This window comes from Rhizobium sp. P1_B8, assembly GCF_056406515.1.
In genome coordinates, this window is sequence record NZ_JBFTZZ010000027.1 from 72,644 (window position 1) to 92,075 (window position 19,432).

General features: G+C 60.8%; 17 protein-coding genes and 2 pseudogenes. 3 read left to right on the forward strand and 16 right to left on the reverse strand.

The features are described 5' to 3' along the window. Positions 1-74: 74 nt before the first annotated feature. Entirely contained in the window at positions 75-848 is a 774-nt protein-coding gene (locus AC1D2N_RS27200) for a phosphatase PAP2 family protein (RefSeq protein ID WP_047621539.1), read from the reverse strand. A 144-nt stretch (positions 849-992) separates the two neighbouring features. Here AC1D2N_RS27200 and AC1D2N_RS27205 point away from each other — a divergent pair, with 144 nt between their 5' ends. Continuing rightward, the gene (locus AC1D2N_RS27205; RefSeq protein ID WP_130728934.1) at positions 993-2,483 is read left to right on the forward strand and encodes a leucyl aminopeptidase; all 1,491 of its coding nucleotides are present in this window, start codon (positions 993-995) and stop codon (positions 2,481-2,483) included. Further along, complete coding sequence (locus tag AC1D2N_RS27210) at positions 2,483-2,932, forward strand: DNA polymerase III subunit chi (RefSeq protein ID WP_130728935.1); 450 nt, start codon at positions 2,483-2,485, stop codon at positions 2,930-2,932. Before AC1D2N_RS27205 ends, AC1D2N_RS27210 begins: the two co-directional genes overlap by 1 nt. A gap of 85 nt (positions 2,933-3,017) precedes the next feature. On the opposite strand, the gene AC1D2N_RS27215 is transcribed toward AC1D2N_RS27210, so the two are convergent. From AC1D2N_RS27215 to AC1D2N_RS27275, 13 genes are all read right to left on the reverse strand, one after another. Then, the gene (locus AC1D2N_RS27215; protein ID WP_018241460.1) at positions 3,018-3,521 is read right to left on the reverse strand and encodes a hypothetical protein; all 504 of its coding nucleotides are present in this window, start codon (positions 3,519-3,521) and stop codon (positions 3,018-3,020) included. Positions 3,522-3,593: 72 nt separating this feature from the next. Beyond that, the gene (locus AC1D2N_RS27220; RefSeq protein WP_018241461.1) at positions 3,594-4,520 is read right to left on the reverse strand and encodes a Gfo/Idh/MocA family protein; all 927 of its coding nucleotides are present in this window, start codon (positions 4,518-4,520) and stop codon (positions 3,594-3,596) included. Positions 4,521-4,618: 98 nt separating this feature from the next. Then, on the reverse strand, positions 4,619-6,661 hold the full coding sequence (locus AC1D2N_RS27225; RefSeq protein WP_020493382.1) for a prolyl oligopeptidase family serine peptidase: 2,043 nt from the start codon (positions 6,659-6,661) through the stop codon (positions 4,619-4,621). Positions 6,662-6,715: 54 nt separating this feature from the next. Beyond that, entirely contained in the window at positions 6,716-8,020 is a 1,305-nt protein-coding gene (locus AC1D2N_RS27230) for an LLM class flavin-dependent oxidoreductase (RefSeq protein WP_026230837.1), read from the reverse strand. Positions 8,021-8,034: 14 nt separating this feature from the next. Beyond that, positions 8,035-9,393, reverse strand: coding sequence for an MmgE/PrpD family protein (locus tag AC1D2N_RS27235; protein WP_130728936.1), 1,359 nt, complete (start codon positions 9,391-9,393; stop codon positions 8,035-8,037). 9 nt (positions 9,394-9,402) lie between these two features. Beyond that, a complete protein-coding gene (locus AC1D2N_RS27240; RefSeq protein WP_047621640.1) occupies positions 9,403-10,185 on the reverse strand; it encodes an amino acid ABC transporter ATP-binding protein in 783 nt (260 codons plus the stop codon). Positions 10,186-10,196: 11 nt separating this feature from the next. Then, positions 10,197-10,979, reverse strand: a complete 783-nt coding sequence (locus tag AC1D2N_RS27245; RefSeq protein WP_018241467.1) for an amino acid ABC transporter permease — start codon at positions 10,977-10,979, stop codon at positions 10,197-10,199. Then, positions 10,976-11,722, reverse strand: coding sequence for an amino acid ABC transporter permease (locus AC1D2N_RS27250; protein WP_130728937.1), 747 nt, complete (start codon positions 11,720-11,722; stop codon positions 10,976-10,978). Before AC1D2N_RS27250 ends, AC1D2N_RS27245 begins: the two co-directional genes overlap by 4 nt. 24 nt (positions 11,723-11,746) lie before the next feature. Further along, a complete protein-coding gene (locus AC1D2N_RS27255; RefSeq protein ID WP_130728938.1) occupies positions 11,747-12,577 on the reverse strand; it encodes a transporter substrate-binding domain-containing protein in 831 nt (276 codons plus the stop codon). Positions 12,578-13,044: 467 nt separating this feature from the next. Further along, the gene (locus AC1D2N_RS27260; protein ID WP_018241470.1) at positions 13,045-13,890 is read right to left on the reverse strand and encodes a polysaccharide deacetylase family protein; all 846 of its coding nucleotides are present in this window, start codon (positions 13,888-13,890) and stop codon (positions 13,045-13,047) included. 128 nt (positions 13,891-14,018) lie between these two features. Then, positions 14,019-15,902, reverse strand: coding sequence for an ABC-F family ATP-binding cassette domain-containing protein (locus AC1D2N_RS27265; protein ID WP_018447434.1), 1,884 nt, complete (start codon positions 15,900-15,902; stop codon positions 14,019-14,021). Between the two features lie 132 nt (positions 15,903-16,034). Beyond that, positions 16,035-17,084 carry a GGDEF domain-containing protein gene (locus AC1D2N_RS27270; protein WP_130728940.1) on the reverse strand — a complete coding sequence of 350 codons (1,050 nt, stop codon included), beginning with the start codon at positions 17,082-17,084 and terminating at the stop codon, positions 16,035-16,037. Positions 17,085-17,466: 382 nt separating this feature from the next. Further along, on the reverse strand, positions 17,467-18,243 hold the full coding sequence (locus tag AC1D2N_RS27275) for an NYN domain-containing protein (protein WP_130728941.1): 777 nt from the start codon (positions 18,241-18,243) through the stop codon (positions 17,467-17,469). Between the two features lie 227 nt (positions 18,244-18,470). Here AC1D2N_RS27275 and AC1D2N_RS27280 point away from each other — a divergent pair, with 227 nt between their 5' ends. Next, positions 18,471-18,761, forward strand: coding sequence for a hypothetical protein (locus AC1D2N_RS27280; protein ID WP_130728942.1), 291 nt, complete (start codon positions 18,471-18,473; stop codon positions 18,759-18,761). On the opposite strand, the pseudogene AC1D2N_RS27285 reads toward AC1D2N_RS27280, so the two are convergent. Both AC1D2N_RS27285 and AC1D2N_RS27290 read right to left on the reverse strand, forming a co-directional pair. Next, positions 18,758-19,278: pseudogene (locus AC1D2N_RS27285) on the reverse strand (IS5 family transposase); the annotation flags it as partial. The gene AC1D2N_RS27280 and the pseudogene AC1D2N_RS27285 overlap by 4 nt on opposite strands. Positions 19,279-19,301: 23 nt before the next feature. Next, positions 19,302-19,432: pseudogene (locus AC1D2N_RS27290) on the reverse strand (IS3 family transposase); the annotation flags it as partial.

The following is a 19,432-nucleotide window of genomic DNA, read 5'->3' on the forward strand; positions in this document are numbered from 1 at the left end:
CCAAACGGCTTTGCAGGAGAATCCCTCTACGCTCTTTGTCGCGCTTTTGCGACAAGCTGGTGTCAAAAATTCATTCAAATTTCAGAATTTTTTTGATGCTGTTGCGACTCAGTTAACGCCAGCAACGCGGCGAAGACGACAAGCGATGAAAGCCATCCAAGAACGACGTCGGAAAGATAGTGCGCGCCGAAGGATAGCCGCATCGCCGGGGTGAGGATCGAGATCGCCGCCACAGGCGCCGCCAGCGTATAACGCAGGGGCTTCGGAACGAAGAGCAGAAGGCAGAAGAGCCAGCCGGCGCTTGCTGCCTCGCCTGATATGAACGAACAGTTCGAAACGCATTTCCCGGCAAGCGAACCTGCCTCGGTGAAATGCAGCGCACCGCCGAAAATGTCCGTCTGTATCGGCCGCGGCCGGCCCCAATGCTCCTTCAGGATGACATTGACGAGCAGCACCGGCCCGATCAGCAGCGTTCCGAGCGCGACTTTGAGCTTCTGCGCCCGCTCGGTGTTAAAGGTTGCGCCATGCTGCTGGTAGCATTCGACGAGTTTCCACAGCATCACGATCGCCACCACATAGGGCAAGCGGAAGAAGAGGGTGCGCAGTAGGTCGAAGGCCGCGACGTCGCGATAGGGAAAGCCGCCGCAGATGCTCCCGGCGGCGGCAGCCGCGTCGCAATCTGCGCCTACGAAAAAAAGCTGGGAAAAATAGATGTCTATTTCGGGGAAAGCCCGGAAGACGGCAAGCAGCGCCCACCACGTCCAAAACAGCAGCATGAATGCACCGAAAGTCGTTTTCGGCAGGCGGATTGCGAGGTCCCGCCATCGATTTTTCGAAAAAACTGTCAACGCGAATATCTACGAAACTGACGAAAACATGAGGGCCGTGATGGCCGCGGGCGACCATAACAATTGTCGCAAGCCATTGACAGACCCGCTAAACGCGAAATTATCCGCCAGGGACGGATTTCAAAGAATCCCAGCGGAGAAGACATGTCAGTAAAGATGGAAATTTCATTCTCGAAGTCGGCAAAGCTCAGTGGCGGCCTGGCGATCCTGTTGAAGACTGCGGAGGCCGACAGCGCTGCCGGTGCCGAAACAGTCGACCCGGCAGGCGTGATCGCCAAGGCTGCCAGGATCGCCCGATTCTCCGCGAAATCCATGGGCGCGCTCGATATTGTCGCCCCCGAAGGCGCGTCCGTCGACCGCATCGTTGTTATCGGGCTTGGCAAGGTCGCCGAACTCACCGCCCATGACTGGCTGAAGGCCGGCGGTGCCGCAGCATCGAGAATCAAGAATACCGATAAGGCTGCTGTCTTCATCGACGTGCCCGGGCTCGAGACGAGCGCCCGGGCAGCCGCCGATTTCGCGCTGGGTATGCTGCTACGCGCCTATAGCTTCGATACCTACAAGACAAAGAAGGGCGACGAGGAGGAAAAACCGGCGAAATCCGTCAAGGTGACGATCGTCAGCGCCGATCCGGGTGGTGCCAAGAAGGCGTTTTCCGATTCCGAAGCGATCGCCGGTGGCGTCAATCTTGCCCGTGACCTCGTCAACGAACCACCGAACGTGCTCGGCCCCGTCGAGTTCGCCGCCAAGGCGAAGGAACTGGAAAAGCTCGGCGTCGAAGTGGAAATCCTGACGGAGCGGGAGATGCGCCGCCTTGGGATGGGCGCCCTTCTCGGCGTCGCCCAGGGCTCCGTGCGCCCGCCGCGCCTGGCGGTCATGCAGTGGAAGGGCGGCAAGGGCAAGGATCGTCCCGTCGCCTTCATCGGCAAGGGTGTCGTCTTCGATACCGGCGGCATTTCGATCAAGCCGGCCGCCGGCATGGAGGACATGAAGGGCGATATGGGCGGTGCGGCAGCCGTCACCGGCCTCATGCATGTGCTCGCCTCCCGCAAGGCTGCCGTCAACGCGGTCGGCATCATCGGCCTAGTCGAGAACATGCCTGACGGTAACGCCCAGCGTCCAGGCGACATCGTCACGTCGATGTCCGGTCAGACGATCGAGGTGATCAACACCGATGCCGAGGGTCGCCTCGTGCTCTGCGATGCGCTCTGGTACTGCAACGACCGCTTCAAGCCGCAGTTCATGATCAATCTCGCCACGCTGACCGGGGCGATCGTCGTGGCGCTCGGCAATGTGCATGCCGGCCTGTTCTCCAATGACGACCAGCTTTCCGCCCAACTGACGGCAGCCGGCCTTTCGAGCAATGAGAAGCTTTGGCGCATGCCGCTCGGCAGGGACTACGACAAGCTGATCGACAGCAAGTTCGCCGATATGAAAAACACCGGCGGGCGACAGGCGGGCTCGATCACGGCGGCGCATTTCCTCAAGCGCTTCGTGCAGGAGACGCCTTGGGCGCATCTCGATATTGCCGGCACGGCGATGGGCTCGCCGCAGGACGAGATCAACCAGTCCTGGGGTTCCGGCTTCGGCGTGCGCCTGCTCGACGAGCTCGTTCGCGCCCATTATGAATCCTGATGACGGACGTTCTCTTCTATCATCTGACCGAAACCAGGCTGGAGGACGCGCTTCCGCCGCTCATCGACAAATGCGTCGAGCGCGGCTGGCGCGTTGCCGTCCAGACGCGTGAGCCGGCGCGGCGTGACGCTCTCGATCAGCATCTTTGGACTTTCCGCGAGGAGAGCTTCCTGCCGCACGGCACCGACGAGGCAGATTTTGCCGAAAGCCAGCCGGTGCTTTTGACGGTGACATCAGGCAATGCCAATGCGGCGACCGTGCGTTTCATCGTCGACGGCGCCGAGCCGCCGCCGGCCGATGCCTATGAGCGAATCGTCTTCATGTTCGACGGTCACGACCAGGTGCAGCTGGAAGCCGCCCGTGCGCAATGGAAGAAGCTGAAGGGCGAGGGGCATAACCTCACCTATTGGCAGCAGACGTCAGAGGGGCGGTGGGAGAAAAAGGCCTGAGCGGTTTACCGCGACACGACGCTGTAACACTTTGAATTGCTGCATGAAGCCGTCCAACTTCCCTCTCACCGGCCGATGGAAGCCATTACCCGTTCGACCCTTTGTCCTCGTCGAGGTTCGTCAGGATGTTGAGGGGGACGATCCCTCCCGCACCTTCCGACGGATTGAGCGCCTCCACTGCCAAAACCCGCTTTCCGCTCGGACTGACGAAAGCGAATGCCCACGCGCTGTCGGCAAAAGGGCTGACCGGCATTTCCGCCCAGCCGGCTTGATGGACAAGGCGTTCGGCATAATAAGCCTTGATGCTCTGCGGGTTGGTGGTGCTGTCGAGATTGCGCGCCAGGATACGCACCGATTTCTCTCCGAACCGCCCTTCCAGTTGGTCCAGCACCTTTTTGGTGGCCTGCCAATCCTGGGCCTGGGTCGCCGATCCGAAGGAATATTCCTCGGATCGGGAAACGCCCGGTGCATCAGGAGGCATGACGACCTGTTCGCCCGAACATGCTGCAAGGCCGAGAAGCGGCACCGCAAGGATGCCAATCTTCAACACGCGGAAAAATCGGCCCATGCGGCGGATTTTGTTGCTCATGAGCGGCTGCCCCCGAACATTATTGCCATAGGCCGGCAAATCTTGCCGGTTTCTATGACGTTATTACGACCCTCAGTCGTGGAACGCGTCGACGAACTTCCGCTTGCCGAGCATGAAGGCGTCGGCGACGTGGCGTAGCGGCGCGAGGTCGACATCCGATTTGCCGGCCTTGATGATTTCGGCGAAGCGACGGTAGAGCGAGGGATATTCCTGCTCCGGCTCGGCGAATCTCAGCGCGCCGTCGATCAGAAGCTTGGCGCCGCCCTCGGCGAGCACCATCTGGCCGGCTGCCGTCTCCGCGACGATGTCCCAGCTTTGCTTGCCGGTCTGAAGCCAGTCGAATTCGGCGTGAACCGGCAGGCCATCGGCATTGCGGAAGTGAATGTCGGCCGCGATCGGCGCATCGCGATTCTCGGGAAATTCGAGCACGGCCTCGGTGATGAAGATCGGCCGCGGCAGGATATGGGTGACGATCGACAGCGCATTGATGCCGGGATCGAAAACGCCGAGGCCGCCGGCCTGCCAGATCCATTCCTGGTTCGGATGCCAGTGGCGGACATCCTCCTTCCAGATCACATGCACGCTTTTGATCGTTGTCGAGGCAAGAAACGCCTTGGCGGCCTCGACGCCCGGCGCATAGCGCGAATGCCAGCTGGCAAAGAGCGACGCCCCCTGCTTGCTCGCCAGTGCTTCGAGATCGGCCACTTCGCTCAGCGTGGCGCCGGGCGGCTTTTCCAGGAAGACGTGCTTGCCGGCGACGAGCGCCTTATAGGCTGCCTCGTAGCGGTATTGCGGCGGCATGCAGAGCGAAACGGCATCGATCGACGGCTCGGCGTCGAGCATCGCTTCGATCGTCGTATAGCTCTTGACGCCTTCGACCGTGCCGTGGCGGCTTGCCGTGGCGACGAGCGCAAAATCCGGGTTCTTGGCGATGGAGGGAAGGTGCTGGTCGCGGACGATCTTGCCGACGCCGACGATGGCGAGATTGATAGGAGACATGGTGTTTCGCTCGAGCCTGTATGAAAAGTATGATTATTGACGCGTTTGTATCAGAAAGAGGCGTGCCGACAAGCTCTCCTCCTCCATTCTATGACATCCTATCGCATGATAGTTTGGCGAAGGAAGCTGTAACCCATCGCTGCGCGGGCGGCGCGCTCTTCGGAGTTGCCGTCGCCGCCATGCCCGCCGGAGCCGAATTCATGGAAGAGCGGCCGGTGTCCTTCTTCCTCCAGCCGCGCGGCAAAGCGGCGCGCATGCGAGGGATGCACACGGTCGTCATTGGCTGAGCTTTCGACATAGATCGGCGGATAGGTGACCTCGGTCGCCGGCCTGACATTGTGAAGCGGCGAATAGCCGAGCATGAAATCCCGGTCCACCGGCGTCTCCGGGTCGCCGTATTCGTCCATCCAGGCTTGCCCTGCGCTGAACAGGTGGAAGCGTGTCATATCGAGGACCGGCACCTGGCACCAGACAGCGCCGAAATCATTGGGATAGCGCGTCAGCATCACGCCGGTCAGCAGACCGCCATTGCTGCCGCCCTGGCAAGCGATCCGCGACGCCACGGTATAGCCGCGGGCGACGAGATCGCGGGCGATGGCGACGAAATCGGCAAACGCCCGGTCTCGCCCCTGCCGCTTGGCGCTGCGATACCAGTCGGGCCCGAATTCGCCGCCGCCGCGGATATAGGCCTGCACATAGGCGCCGCCTTGCTCCAGCCAGCGTCCTGTTACCCCGGAATAGTTCGGCGATAGCGAAACATCAAAGCCGCCATAGCCGTAAAGCAGTACCGGCAGCGCGCCCTTGGTCCACTGCTTCGGCAGGACCAGCCGGTAGGCAACCTTCGTTCCGTCCTCGGAAACAGCCTCCAGCAGTTCGGATGACATATCGGTCGCATCGAAATAGCTCGGCGCTGTGGCGACGAAAATCGGTTCGGCCTGCTTGCCGCGATCCGACAGCTCGAGGCGGTAACAGGCCGGAGGCTGCAGGAAGCCCTGGCCGACGATGTAGAGCGTATCGTCGCCAAGATGCAGATCCGCATGGAGCGGCCTGAAATGAGCCGTCTGCATGTCCGCCGGCAGTGCGATTTCGCGCTGCTCGGCGTCGGGCCTCGTCAGGTCCAGCACCACGAGACGCGGACGCAGCCGATCGGAGATGAGGAAGACGCACCACTCGCGCATCAGCATCATCTGCGAGACCGACTGGCCCTCGCCAGGCTGAAACAGGATCCGCTCCGGCCCAAGCAGGGCTGTCTCCGAGCGGGGATCGAAGCGCTGCAGCACGAGGCTGCCGGTCGCAACGCGCTCATCGGTCTTTGCCCGCCAAAGGCAATGATCATGATTGAACTGGAAATCGGCTTCCTTAGGCAGATCGATGCGCCGCTGCGTCCCGTCGTTGGCGATCAGGAAAGCGCTGGCGACGCCGATCTCGTGGGCGGCGACGAAAATGTCGATCAATCCATGATCCGCCGAAGCGCCTGATAGAGCAGGGTCGATGATGAGATTGAAGCCGTAGACGTCCTCATCTGCTGCTTCGAACATGACGGCAGCCTCTTCCGGTCGCTGCCCGCGCTTCAATCGCCGCCCGACCCGTGGCCATCCGGAGCGGGTCGCCGAAAATCGGTCGATGGAACCGAAATAGCAGATTTCGTCGCGGCTCAGCCAAGTGGCATGCGATCGTGCAGCCGGCGTATCGAAGCCGCCCTCGACAACCTGTTTCCGCCCGGCGTCGAATTCGAGCAGGCGGAGAAGGTCGGAGCCGCCGTCCGAAAGTGTGAGCAGTACCCGTGTCGGTTCCCATGGGCAGGTGACGGCGCCGCGCCAGTTCCAGCGCTTGCCTTCGCGCACGCAGAAGGCATCGAGATCGAAGACCGGTTCCCAGCCGGCATCGGGCAAGGGCTGCTGATCCGCGGGCAGGCGGAGCCAGACGCCGAGCGGATTATCCTTGCTCTGCCGGAAATCGAACAGCCACCCGCCTCGGCGCATCGGGACAATCAGCCTGTCCTGCCGTTCGATCAATGCTTTTATCGCATCGCGATCCCTAGCGAATTCCGGTGTTCTCAGTGCCTTGTCGGAAAGCCCGTTATGCTCGTCGATGAATTGGCGGGTACGCGGATCGTCGTCCGTTTCGAGATGAAGGTTCATGTTCGGCCTGCCTGATTCCATTGACGTGGTGTATCTAGCCAATATTTCGCACAGTTAGGGCGAAAATAGTGCCGGCCGCGCGAGGCCGAGATGCTCGCGCAGTGTCGAGCCATCATATTGGGTGCGGAACAGGCCGCGTTCCTGCAGGATTGGCACGACCATCTGCGTGAAGTCTTCGAGCCCTTCGGGAAAAAACGGCGGCATGACGTTGAAGCCGTCGGCGGCGCGGCTTTCAAACCATTGCTGCATCCGGTCGGCGATCTCGACCGGCGTGCCAAGCACGATATGGTGGCCGCGGCCGGCGGCAACGCGCAGCGCCAACTGACGGATGGTCAGGTTCTCGCGCCTTGCAAGCGCGGTCAGCAATTCGGCACGGCTGCGCAACTGGTCGGAGATCGGAAGGTCCGGCAGAGGGCCATCGACATCGTAATCGGCAAGGCTGTGGCCGATGCGTTCTTCCAGAAGCGGCATGGCGCTTTTGATGTCAGTCCACTTGTCGAGTTCTGCAAGCTTGTCCGCGGCTTCCCTGGCGGTGCGGCCGATCACCGGCAGGAAGCCCGGCATGATGGCGACCTCGTCCGGCTGACGTCCGAAGCGCGCGACGCGCTCCTTGACGCTCTTGTAGAAGGCCTGCGCCTCTTCGAGGCTCTGCTGCGCGGTGAACACCACGTCGGCGGTGCGGGCGGCAAGATCCTGGCCGGGGCCGGATGAGCCGGCCTGGATCAGGATCGGATGGCCCTGCGGTGTGCGCGGAATGTTCAGCGGCCCCTTGACTGAGAAATACTTGCCCTTGTGATCGAGCACATGGAGCTTGGCAGGGTCGGCATAGACGCCGCTCTGCTTGTCCTTGACGAAGGCGTCGTCATCCCAGCTGTCCCACAGTCCGCGCACGACGTCGACGAATTCCTCGGCCACGGCGTAACGCTCATCGTGCTCCGGGTGCGCCTTGGAGAAATTGTTCGCCGTGCGGGCATAGGATGTCGTGACCACGTTCCAGGCGGCCCGGCCGTGGCTCAAGTGGTCAATCGAGGCGAAGGCGCGGGCAGTGTGATAGGGCTCCCCATAGGTCGTGGATGCGGTTGCCGCGAGGCCGATCTTGTCTGTCACCACGGCGAGCGCCGAAAGCAGCGTCAAAGGCTCGAAACGCGCGATCGTCGAGGGATGAGCATCGATGCCGCTGGTCAATCCGTCGGCCAGAAAGACCATGTCGAATTTCGCTGCTTCGGCGATCTGGGACACGCGTCTCAGCAAGTCGAAATTCTCGCTTCCCGCCTCGGCGTGAGGATGACGCCAGCCGGATACGTGGTGGCCGGCCCCTTGCAGAAACAGGCCCAGGTGGATTTCTCTTTTGCGAGTCATGACAATATCCTTCGTCATTCTGGATTTTGGGCGGCATCCTGGTTGAGCAGCGCCAGAAGTTGGCGAAGGTCGGCCGTGCTGCTCATTGTCCGGACGAGCGACGGGACATCCGCGAAGGCGGGATTGCGCGCAGTTGCGTCGCGAAATTTTTCGGCCGGATCGCTCAGCCCCGGCAGGCCGTCGAAGCGGCGCTGTATCGCGCTGCCGTCGCGAAGCACGATATCGACGATCACGAAGCGGGTGCGTGGATCGCTCGACATGCGCGGCGCAGTCTCGTCGTGGCGGCGGCCGGCGCGCCGGGCAAGGTCCATCAGGCGCGGCAAGACAGGCCGCTCGTCGAAATGGTCGAGCCGCAGAGCCCCGTCGATGAGGGCGGCGGCGAACACGTATTCGGGACTGAAGCGCGCCTCGATCCCATTGCCGGGCTTGCTCACCACCAGGGCGGCATCGGCGCCGGGCGGGTAGGTGAAGGTGATATACTCGATCGCATCAGCCTCCAGACCTTCCCGGTTGAGGCCGATGCCGAGAGACGCGACCGGATGGCTGGCGGTGCAGCAGGGATAGGCCTTCAGCGTCAGCCCGGGCGCCACGATCTGCCATGGCGAACCCCAGTTCTCGGTCACGGCGGACGGGCGTTCCGCGCCGAAGGCATAGACCGAATGGAAGCCGACCGGATTGTCGAGGAAATCCGGCGCGCCGCCGAAACCTGCAGCGGCCATCCTCGCCGACAGGAGCCCGGATCGCGCCGCCATGCCGGCGTGGAAAGGTTTGGCGTCCGTGCCGAACTGCAGCCGCAGGCCGGACGATTGCGTTGCCGCAAGGCCCAGCGCGACGGCGGTCTCGTCGATGGAGGCGCGGGTCAAGTGGGCGATTGCCGCCGCCGCGCCGATCGTCCCGAGCGTCGCCGTGGCATGGAAACCGTTCTCGTAGTGCTTTGAGCCGAGCGACAACCCCAGCCGCGCCATGGCTTCGAGCCCGACGATATAGGAGGCGATCAGCGCATCTGCGGAAAATTCGCGCTCGGCGGCGAACGCCAGCAGGGCCGGGATGATCACGGTCGTCGGATGGCCGCGCACGCTTGCATGCACGTCGTCATAATCGAGCACATGGCCGGCATGACCGTTGACGAGCGCCGCGACCAGCGGATCGGTTCGGCGCGAGCTGCCGAGCAGGATCGCTTCGCCCGCCAGATTGGCACCGACGGTATCTGCCAGAATGCCGGTCGTGCGGTCGCCGGCGCCTGCGATCGCACAGGCGAGAAAATCGATGCTCGCCGTGCGCGCCGCGTCCAATGCCACGGGATCTTTCGATGGATCCGAGGAGATGATCGCCTGGGCGAATGCCGAAGTCAGGGGCGCGAATGTGCTCGTCATGAAAAAATCCTAGATGCCTTCGCGCACTGGCCCGCGCCCACCGGCGAGACCACCGACGAATTGGCGGATACGGGGATTGTCGAAGGTGTGGAAAATCTGTTCAGGCGAGCCTTGGTCGACGATGCGGCCGTTCTCGGTGAAGACGACGATGTCGCTGATCTCCTCGGCGAACCGCATTTCGTGGGTCACGAGGATGCTGGTCATGCCGTCGCGGATGAGGTCGCGGATCACCCACAGCACTTCGCCCACCGTCTCGGGGTCAAGCGCCGAGGTGACTTCGTCGAACAGCACCAGTTCCGGCTTCATCGCCAGCGCGCGGGCGATCGCGACGCGCTGCTGCTGACCACCGGAAAGCTGGCCGGGATAGGCGCCGGCCTTTTCCGAAAGCCTGACCTTGTCGAGCAGTTCGCGTGCGAGTTTTTCCGCTTCGCGCCGCTCGACGCCGAGGATGCGGGTCGGGGCCAGCACGATATTGTCCAGCACGCTCAGGTGGGGAAAGAGATTGTACTGCTGGAAGACGATGCCGATACGCTTGCGCAGCGCGATGCGTTCGCTCTCCTTGGCCAGTTGATCGACGCGGGTGCCGTCGACCGTGATGCGGCCGCGCTGCGGCGCCACCAATGCGTTGATGCAGCGCAGGATCGTCGACTTTCCCGAACCGGACGGGCCGATAATGGAAACCGCATTGCCCTTATTGACGGTGAGGTCTATGCCCTTCAGCACCTCCGTCTGGCCGAAGGACAGGTGCACGTCTTCCAGTCGCACGATCGTTTCGTCGGTTTTTGCGTTCATCATTCAAATCCTCAGGCCGTCTTGAAGCGCCGCTCGAGGCGTCGGGTCAGGCGGGCGATCGGGTAGCAAAGCGTGAAGAAGGCGGCCATCACCACGATATAGGCGATGATCGTGAAATCGAGGCGGCGCACGGATGTGCTGGCATCGGTTGCCGCATGCAATAGTTCGTGCACGCCAACCAGCGAGGCGAGCGACGTGCCCATGGTGATGGAGGCCAATATGTTCATCCATGGCGGCAGCGAGCGCCGCAGGCATTGCGGCAGGATGATCCAGCGCAGGGCCTGGCCGCGCGAAAAACCGAGCCCCTTTGCCGCTTCCCATTGCGTGGTCGGGATCGAAAGGATGGCGCCGCGGGTGATCTCGGCCACATAGGCGCTGGCCGGTATGGCAAGGCCGATCACCGCCTTCATCCAATCCGGGAAGGGCAGATAGTTGCCGGCCACCACGATTTCGAAGGGAAAGATGTAAGTCGTCGCGAAGATCAGCACGAGATGCGGGGCATTGCGGAAGACTTGCACATAGGCGACGACCGGGTAGCGCACCAGCTTGAAGGGAACCAGTTCCAGTATGCCGAACACGGCTCCGACGGTCGTTCCAAGCGTCATCGCGCACAGGCTGATGACGACGTTCATCATGAAGCCCGAGCCGAGATAGGGAAGCCACGTCACCAGTTCGCGCCCCAGCGTCAGGTCGGCCAGCGACCAGAGGACGATAACAAGCGGGAGTGCCGTAAAGCCGATATTGCGCAGCAGGCGACCACTCCTGCGCTGCTCGGAAAGTACCGCAGTCGTCATAGGCCATACCCCGGAATGGCGAGCTTGCGCTCCACCCACAGGCCGATGCGGGCAACGGCAAGGTTGATGATGCTGAAGAACAGCAGAATGACGATCATCAGTGACACCACGTTGTCGCGCTGCGTCCAGACCATGATCGAGGCATAGGTAATCTCGCTGACTGCAATCGCATTACCCACCGTCGTCAACTTCACGAGATTGATGAGATTGTTGACGATCGCGGGCAGCGATGCCCTCAATGCCAGGGGAACTTCGACGTAACGGAGGATCTGCAGCGTGCTGAAGCCGATGCCGCGCGCCGCTTCCACCGTGGCCGACGGCACCGCCTCGATACCTGCGCGGATCGCCTCGGCATGCAAGGCGGCGATGTGCAGTCCGACCACCGCCACCACCCAAAAGAAGGGTGTCAGCGGATTGTTCTGCGTCCCGCCGACCAGGTTCGATACGAATGTATTGAGAACGAGGAAGCTGAACATCAACTGTACCAGCGTCGGCGTGTTTCGGGTGATTTCCACGAAAGCGCGGACCGGCGTCGATAGCCAGGGCTTGCCGGATGTCAGGCAGGCGGCAAACAGCAGCCCGGCAATCAGGCTGACGGGGATCAAGAGGGCAATCAGATAGAGCGTGGTGATGAAACCATCACGCCATATCTGCGCCTCGTACCCCGTCGCTAGGAACTCGTAGTTAAGGCCAAGCCTGTTCGTCAGGTTGACGAACAGGCTGGTCATGCTGGTGTCGTGCATGTCGATCCGCCAGTGTAACCTGTCTTACTTGCCAGCCGACAGGGTCTTGCGCTCTTGTTCGAGATAGTCGGTATTGCGGAGCCGGTTCGCCTTCGCAAATTCCAGGAGCTTTCCTGACGTATGGAGCTGCCGGATCGACTTATCGAGTGCCTCGGCCGTCTCCTTTTCGCCTTTTCGCACCCAGATTACCGAGTCGGAAGGGAGCAGTTCGGTCGGGAAGAGAATGGTGTAGTCCTTCCACTCCTCGGGCCGGTCCTCCAGCAGAAGGCCGACGGTTGCGCCGACATGGACGGCGGCGACACAATTGCCGCCCTGCAGTGCCAGCAGCGATTCCGGCTGGCTCGGCAAGCCCTTTACCTCGGCGCCGTATTGTTCGATGAGCGGCTGCGTGAAGTTCGACCCTTGCGAAACGCAGACCGGCTTTCCCTTGAGATCTGCCCAGTCCTTCAGGCCGCTGTCCTTGCGTCCGACGGCAGCACCGCCGCTGCGATCATACGGCGTCGCCACCCAATCAAGAACTTTGGCGCGGTCCTCGGTATATTGCATGTTCGCAATCAGGATATCGACCTTGCCCTGCTGGAGAAATTGCACCCGGTTCGGGGGCGTGACGGTGACTGTTTCCAGCTTGACGCCAAGATCGTCCGAGAGCGCTTTTGCAATATCGAGATTGTATCCCTTCTGCGTTTGCGATGTCGGATCGATATAGCCGAAGGGCGCCCCCGAGAGGATGACGCCAACGGTAAGGGTGCCGCGGGCTTTGATGCGGTCGAGTGTGGCATCCGCGGATGCCTGCGTTGCCGCCAACAAGGTAATCGACATGGCGAGGAGCGCCTTCGGGAGAAATTTGCGTGACATGTTTGAGCTCCGTCTTGGGAAGGTAGAAGGACCGGTTCAGGTCCCCGAGCAATTGCAGCACTCTTTGGCTCGACTGCTATGGCGTGGATGTGCGCCACTTTGAGGTGAGGCCGAAAAGGCTGGTGATGAGATGGACGTCGGCTTCCCGCGCAATATTGGCCATGCTTCTCCGCGCTGATAGAAAAGAACGCTGACCGCATCGCATTCCTGCGCGAATCGGCAACTGGACGGCTTTGAAAGGCATAGGGAACCAATGAGAGAGAAGGAACGTTCTGTCTCAGAGAAAATCATCATTGTGATGGATTTTGTAGATTTTATTTTCTGAAATAGGCGCGTTCGTTGAAAAATCTTGTGCACGAGAGGGTTGCTGATCGGCAACCTTCCCGCCCGGTAATGGCATCAAAAATCGGATTTTGCTCGGCCGAACTCCGGCCGTCTTGCGGCTAATCCCGACTGGGCAACCCGCCTTAGCGGATCGTCACGAAATCGGCCGAGGCGAGGACGTTGTTCGGCGCCGGCGTCTTCTTGAATTTCAGCGTCACCACCTTGTAGCCTTCGGTTTCGAGTTTCGAGAGCAGGGTTGGTAGCATCGTCGCCGTGCGTTTGTGGATGTCATGCATCAGGATGATGCCGCGGCCGCGCTTGTGCAAGAGGTTCATCGTCCGCTGCGTTATGGAGACCGGCGTCGTGGTGAAGTAGTCCTTGCTGTCGATATCGACATCCATGACCACCATGTCGCGCATGGCGACCGCGGCGCGCAGCCTGTGGCTCTCGGCAAGATAAGGGAAGCGGAAGAAGGAGACATCGGTTCCGGTCGCCTTGGTCACCGCCAATTCGCCCTTGATCACCTCGGCCATCGCCGCGTCGAAACTCAGCGAAGCGAGGTTGGCGTGGTCATAAGTGTGGCTGCCGATCGTGTTGCCGTCCTGGGCGACCTTGCGGGCGAGCGCCGGATGCATCTCGGCCATCTCGCCGACCATCATGAAGGCGCCCTTGACGCCGAACTGGTCGAGGATTGCCAGCACCTTATCGGTCCGGCCGGGGATCGGGCCATCGTCGAAGCTGAGGATCACTTCCTTGTCCTGGAGCTTGAGATCGGCGAGCGAGGAGACCTCCAGCGTTCGTCCGGCCAGATGGTGCCAGCCGGTTAGGCGCGGCGTCGCATCGTCGCCGGCATAGGCAAGTTTCCGCTCTTCGGGCGCGATCACCGAGGAGGTCTTGATCGATGTGTCAGGAGCGGATTGTCTGGTGGTGCTGCAGGCGGAGAGGGCGGCCGTGAGGGCCATGCAGGACAGAACGAAAAGACGATACATGGAAAGGGCTCAACAAATCGGTAACGAATGTTGAGACAACCTTTCGGATTATGGTTAACGATCGGTTGATAATGGCCCAAATTGCGTTGATGCGCGGCACTTCGCCACGCATTCGATGAGACCTGTGGCTATCCCGCCATCGCTTCTTCGTATTCGGCCGACAGCATCAGCCAGTCTTCCTCGGCGGCAGCCAGTTTTGCAGCAGCTTCGCCGCGCTGTTTTGCCTTCTCGGCGGCTTTAGCGGGCGTCTTCTCGTAAAGGACCGGATCCGCAAGTTCCGCGTCAAGCGCCTGAATCTGTTTCTCCAGCTTCGCCGTCAAGGATTCGATTTCGTTGATCTTTTTCTTAAGTGGCGTCAGTGAGGCGCGACGTTCGGCATTGAGCTTGCGCTGGTCGGCCTTCGATGTCGCGTCTTCAGTTAGCTGCGGCTTTTCTTCTTTTTTTTTACCGGATGTGACGATGAGGTCGCGGTACTCGTCCATATCGCCTTCGAAGGTCGTCACCGTACCGCCATTGACCAGCCACAGCCGATCGACCGTCGCCTCGATCAGATGGCGATCGTGCGAGATCAGGATGACGGCGCCTTCATAGTCGTTGAGCGCCTCGATCAGCGCGCGGCGGCTGTCGATGTCGAGGTGGTTGGTCGGCTCGTCGAGGATCAGCAGGTTCGGCGCATTGAAAGCGGCGAGCCCCATCAGCAGGCGGGCTTTTTCGCCGCCGGAAAGATCCTTGGCGGCCGTCGCCATCTTTTCGGTCGCAAGCCCCATCTGGGCGACGCGGGCGCGCACCTTGGCTTCCGGCGCACCCGGCATCAGCCGGCGCACATGCTCCACCGGCGATTGCTCGGGGATGAGGTCGTCGAGTTGGTGCTGCGCGAAGAAGCCGATCTTCAGGCTCGGCGCGATCTTCACTTCACCGCTCTCCGGCGCGAGCCGGCCGGAGATGAATTTGGCGAAGGTCGATTTGCCGTTGCCGTTCGAGCCGAGCAGGGCGATCCGGTCGTCATTGTCGATACGAAGATTGAGGTTCTTCAGGATCGGATTGCCGGGCTCATAGCCGACGGCGCCACTCTGGATCGCGACGATCGGCGAAGCCGGCTGCTTTTCCGGCTCGGGAAAAGTGATCGGCTGCACATGGTCCTCGATCACCGCAGCGACCGTTCCCATGCGCTCGAGCGCCTTGACACGCGATTGTGCCTGTCGGGCCTTGGAAGCCTTGGCCTTGAAGCGATCGATGAAGCCCTGCAGATGTTTGCGTGCCGCGTCGTTCTTGGCCTTGGCCTTCGTCTGCAATTCGTCGGCTTCCGCCTTCTGCCGCTCGAACTGGTCGTATCCGCCGCGATAGAAGGTAAGCTTCTTCTGGTCGAGATGGACGATCGCATTGACCGCATTGTTCAGGAGGTCGCGATCGTGGCTGATGATGATGACGGTGTGCGGATAGCGCCTGACATAGTCTTCCAGCCACAGCGTGCCTTCGAGGTCGAGATAGTTGGTCGGCTCGTCGAGCAGAAGCAGGTCCGGCTCGGAAAACAGCACGGCGGCGAGGGCGACGCGCATGCGCCAGCCGCCGGAGAAGGAGGAGGCGGGGCGGGCTTGCGCCGCCTTGTCGAAGCCGAGGCCGGCAAGAATACTCGCCGCGCGCGCTTCGGCCGAATGCGCGTCGATATCGACAAGGCGCATCTGGATTTCGGCGATGCGGTGCGGGTCGGTCGCGGTTTCCGCCTCGGCAACGAGGGCGGTGCGTTCCTTGTCCGCGGCAAGCACGATCTCGATCAGAGCGTCCTCGGTCGCCGGTGCTTCCTGCGCCACCTGGCCGATGCGTGCGGCCTTCGGGATCGACACCGATCCGCTCTCCGAGCCGAGATCGCCGGTGATGACGCGAAAAAGCGTGGACTTGCCGGCGCCGTTGCGCCCGACGAGCCCTGCCTTCGTACCTGAAGGCAGCGAAACGCTGGCATTGTCGAGAAGCAGGCGCCCTGCGATGCGGGCGGAAATATCGGTGAGCGTGATCATGGCCGGCGTTTTGGCCGAAAGCGCTCGCCAAGGCAAGAGCGCTTATCCCGCGCCAAGCTTGCTTGTGCGCTGACAAGCCTGCTTATCCCGGGGACTAGCCTGCTTGTCCCACCGCAAGATTGCTAGTGCGTCTCAGCGGCCGAAAGCCTGCACCGGCAGTCGGGGGTTCGATTGTGCGGCGAGAAGCGCCACCCGGGCATTGGCCTGTAACTGTCCTGGCGTTGCCGCATCTGTGCTGAGTGCCACGCCGATCGAGATGGTGAGCCTGCCGGGATCGGCCTTGTCGGATGTCGCAAAGACCAGATTGTCCTCGACGGAGGAGCGAAGGCGTTCGGCGATCGTCATTGCATCCTGCATGCCGACATTGGAAAACAAAAGGGCGAATTCGTCAGCCTCGGTGCGGGCAATAAAATCGTTCTTCTTGATCGACTTTTGGAGGAGGCCGGCGAGCTTCTTCAGGAGCTTGTTGCCTGCCTGGGTGCCGTATTTGCCGTTGAGATCGGTGAAATTGTCGATATCGACCATGATCAGCGCGCTGCCGGCGGCACCTTCTTCCCGCTCGTAGAGGTCGGCAATCGTCCGGTTCAGTGCGATGCGGTTCGGAAGTCCGGTGATCCTGTCGGCGATCGCAGCCGATTGCATCGCGGAAATACCGCGCTCCAGCGTTTCCAGCGTCTTGATGTCGTCCTGCAGCCTGGCGCCGATTTCCATCTCCGCCGCAAGAACGGTCGAAAGCGAAGCCGTGAGGTAGTCGACCTCGCCGAGGAAAGCGGCAAGGCTCTGGTCGTCGTGGCCGGAAACGGATTTCAGGATCGTGCCGCAGGCGCGCGCAAAGGCGTTCTTGTGCTTCAGCCCTTCGGCAAGCCTTTCCGCCACGCCGCGCAGCATCCGGCTCGCCTCGTTCCGTGATGTCTCGCCCGCCAGCCCGCAATGGCCGACGAGGCGGTATTTCAGGCCGAGTTCGTCGAGCATCGGCTGCTGCGGCTGCGGTCCGAGTGCTGCGATATCCTGCGCAAGGCCGGCATTGAGCCCGACGATCGCCTCATGAAAGAGTTCGTAATTGCGCGGTAGTGCCGCGACGTTCAGGCGCGCCATGTGCTGGGCGATCTTCTGAATATCCGCCATCGGCGTCGGGCGCACAGCCTCGCGCGGCACCAGTGCGTTTGCGCTTGCATTCTGCATGACGATCCCTCGCGGCCCGGCCTCATCTCTCACATCCGCTATGCCCGCAAGCTTTTAAGAGAGGCTGAATTTTCAACGGCGAAGCCCTGGATTGGCGGTGGAACCGGCAAAGGCGGTTAATGCCGTGTTGAGAGCGAAGGCCTCACACCCTGTAGCGTGCAAGATCGAATGGCTTTTCGCGCAACATCGAATGGCTACAGAGTATTTTGATCTCCCGGCCCCAAAAGGCTTGTAAAAAGGCCCCTGGTGATAGCTGGTTTCAAGAAGAGCAACGCTGCTAGGCTGGACTCTCGGAACACACGGAAATCAGTCGCTGTGAAAGTTGGGAGCAATGTCCGATCGGCTGGCGGACCATCTTCGTCTCACATTTCGTATTGCCGGCTTAAGCCTTCTTGAGGCGAACTAATATTATTTTCGGGTTGTCCGGTGCTCGCTCGACATCGACGATACCGAACGACCTCACGAGATCGCTTAGTCTGGGGAAGCCGTAATTGCGTGCATCGAAGTCGGGCGCTTGCTTCGCCAGATGCCCTCCCACTTGGGCCAGATTGGCTCGACCGTCTTCATCAGCAGTTGCGATAATCGCTTTGGTCAACATGTCTCGTGCCGTTTTATTCAAGTCCGCCTTTTTAGACGTCGCCTTGGTGGCGGCAGGCTTGGCCTGGACTGGGTTTTGGGTGGGAGCCGCTGCTTCTTCGAGCTCCGCAGCCTGAGCATTGAGCACATCGAAATAGACGAACTTGTCACAGGCAGTGATGAAGGGGCGCGGAGTCTTCCGCTCACCGAACCCATAGACGGTGACAGCTTGCTCCCGGATTCTCGCCGCCAGCCGCGCAAAATCGCTGTCACTGGAGATAATACAGAATCCCGCGAAACGACCAGTATACAACAAGTCCATGGCGTCGATGATCATTGCGCCATCGGTCGCGTTCTTTCCAGTCGTGTAGGCGAATTGCTGAATTGGCTGGATGGAATGTTCGAGCAGGCATTCCTTCCAGCCCTTTAGGTTGGGAGCGGTCCAGTCACCGTAGATGCGTTTGACGCTAGCGATTCCGTAGTTGGCAATCTCAGCCATGAGGCCGCGGACGATCTTTGGCGAAGCGTTGTCGCCATCAATCAACAGCGCTAGGTGTTTAGTTCCGGAATTTTCTGTTGCCATTTATCTCTCCCGCGATGCTCGCAAAACTATATGTCGTGCAGTCTATTGCAGCTGCGACAATGTGGAAACAGGAGGTTGATAAGGATAACGAGAACGGAAAGAACACTTGGGCGGTCGCCGCGAAGTATATCTACCCAAAGGCGTCCTGGATCGCTTAGGGCATTAGGCTCTGTTGACAAAGTTGATGGTGAAGATGCGATAAGGTCGCTTCCTGATGGAGGGGTTTCATGGCCGGACCTGTTTTGCAGATACTCGAGCTTGTCGACAGGCTCTTTCAAGAGAAGGCCTCGTGGCCAGAACTCATCAAGGAGATAAGAGGCGCATCCGGCGTTGACATTTTGACCGCGGAAAGGATTGCCTTTTCCCACACCGGTTGGAGACGATTGTGTAACCATCGGATCAATCACGATCCTGAATGCAAAAAACAAGCAGCACGACACATCAAAATCCATGGGCCAAGCTCACTGATTTCGTCTGTAGGTGAAACCTTTTCCGTTGCAGCGCCAGAGGTGACCTAAAGACGTTCCACAAAGTGCGGCAGCCATATTTTTGCCGCAGCCAGTGAAAGGAACGCTTCGAAGGAAGTTCGGGTTTTGTCGTAACGAGTGGCGATTCTACGGAACTGCTTGAGCCGGTTGAACATTCGCTCGATACGGTTGCGGTCTTTATATATCTCAAAGTCGCAGGAAGGCGGGTTTTTGCGGTTCGCTTTCGGCGGGATAACCGGACGAATACCATGGATGAGCAGCACTTCGCGAACAGCGTCGCCGTCATAGCCCTTGTCGGCTAGAAATGACCTTGGTTTGCCCACGGGTATGGCAAGAAGAGCGGGAACGGCACGATAATCGGAGGTCTCGCCGCCTGTCAGGACAAACCAAGAGGACGCCCCTGACCGTCTGCGCGGGCATGGATTTTTGTCGTAAAGCCGCCGCGTGATCGACCAAAACCCTCCTTGTGAGCCCCCCCTTTAGTGCCCGCTGCCTGCGAATGGCCGCGAACCGTGGTGCTGTCGATCATATGTTGCCAGTCGTCGGTCATCCTGACCTGCCACTGAACTTTCATCCAGCGGCGGTTAGAGCCTCGGCGGCTTTGAATACGCCAAATGGCGCGGTGTGAGCAACCGGCGGAAACGCGGAGCTTTCATCTTGCGTAGCGTTGGAGCCGGTTGCGGCGATGGTCCCGGCATAGT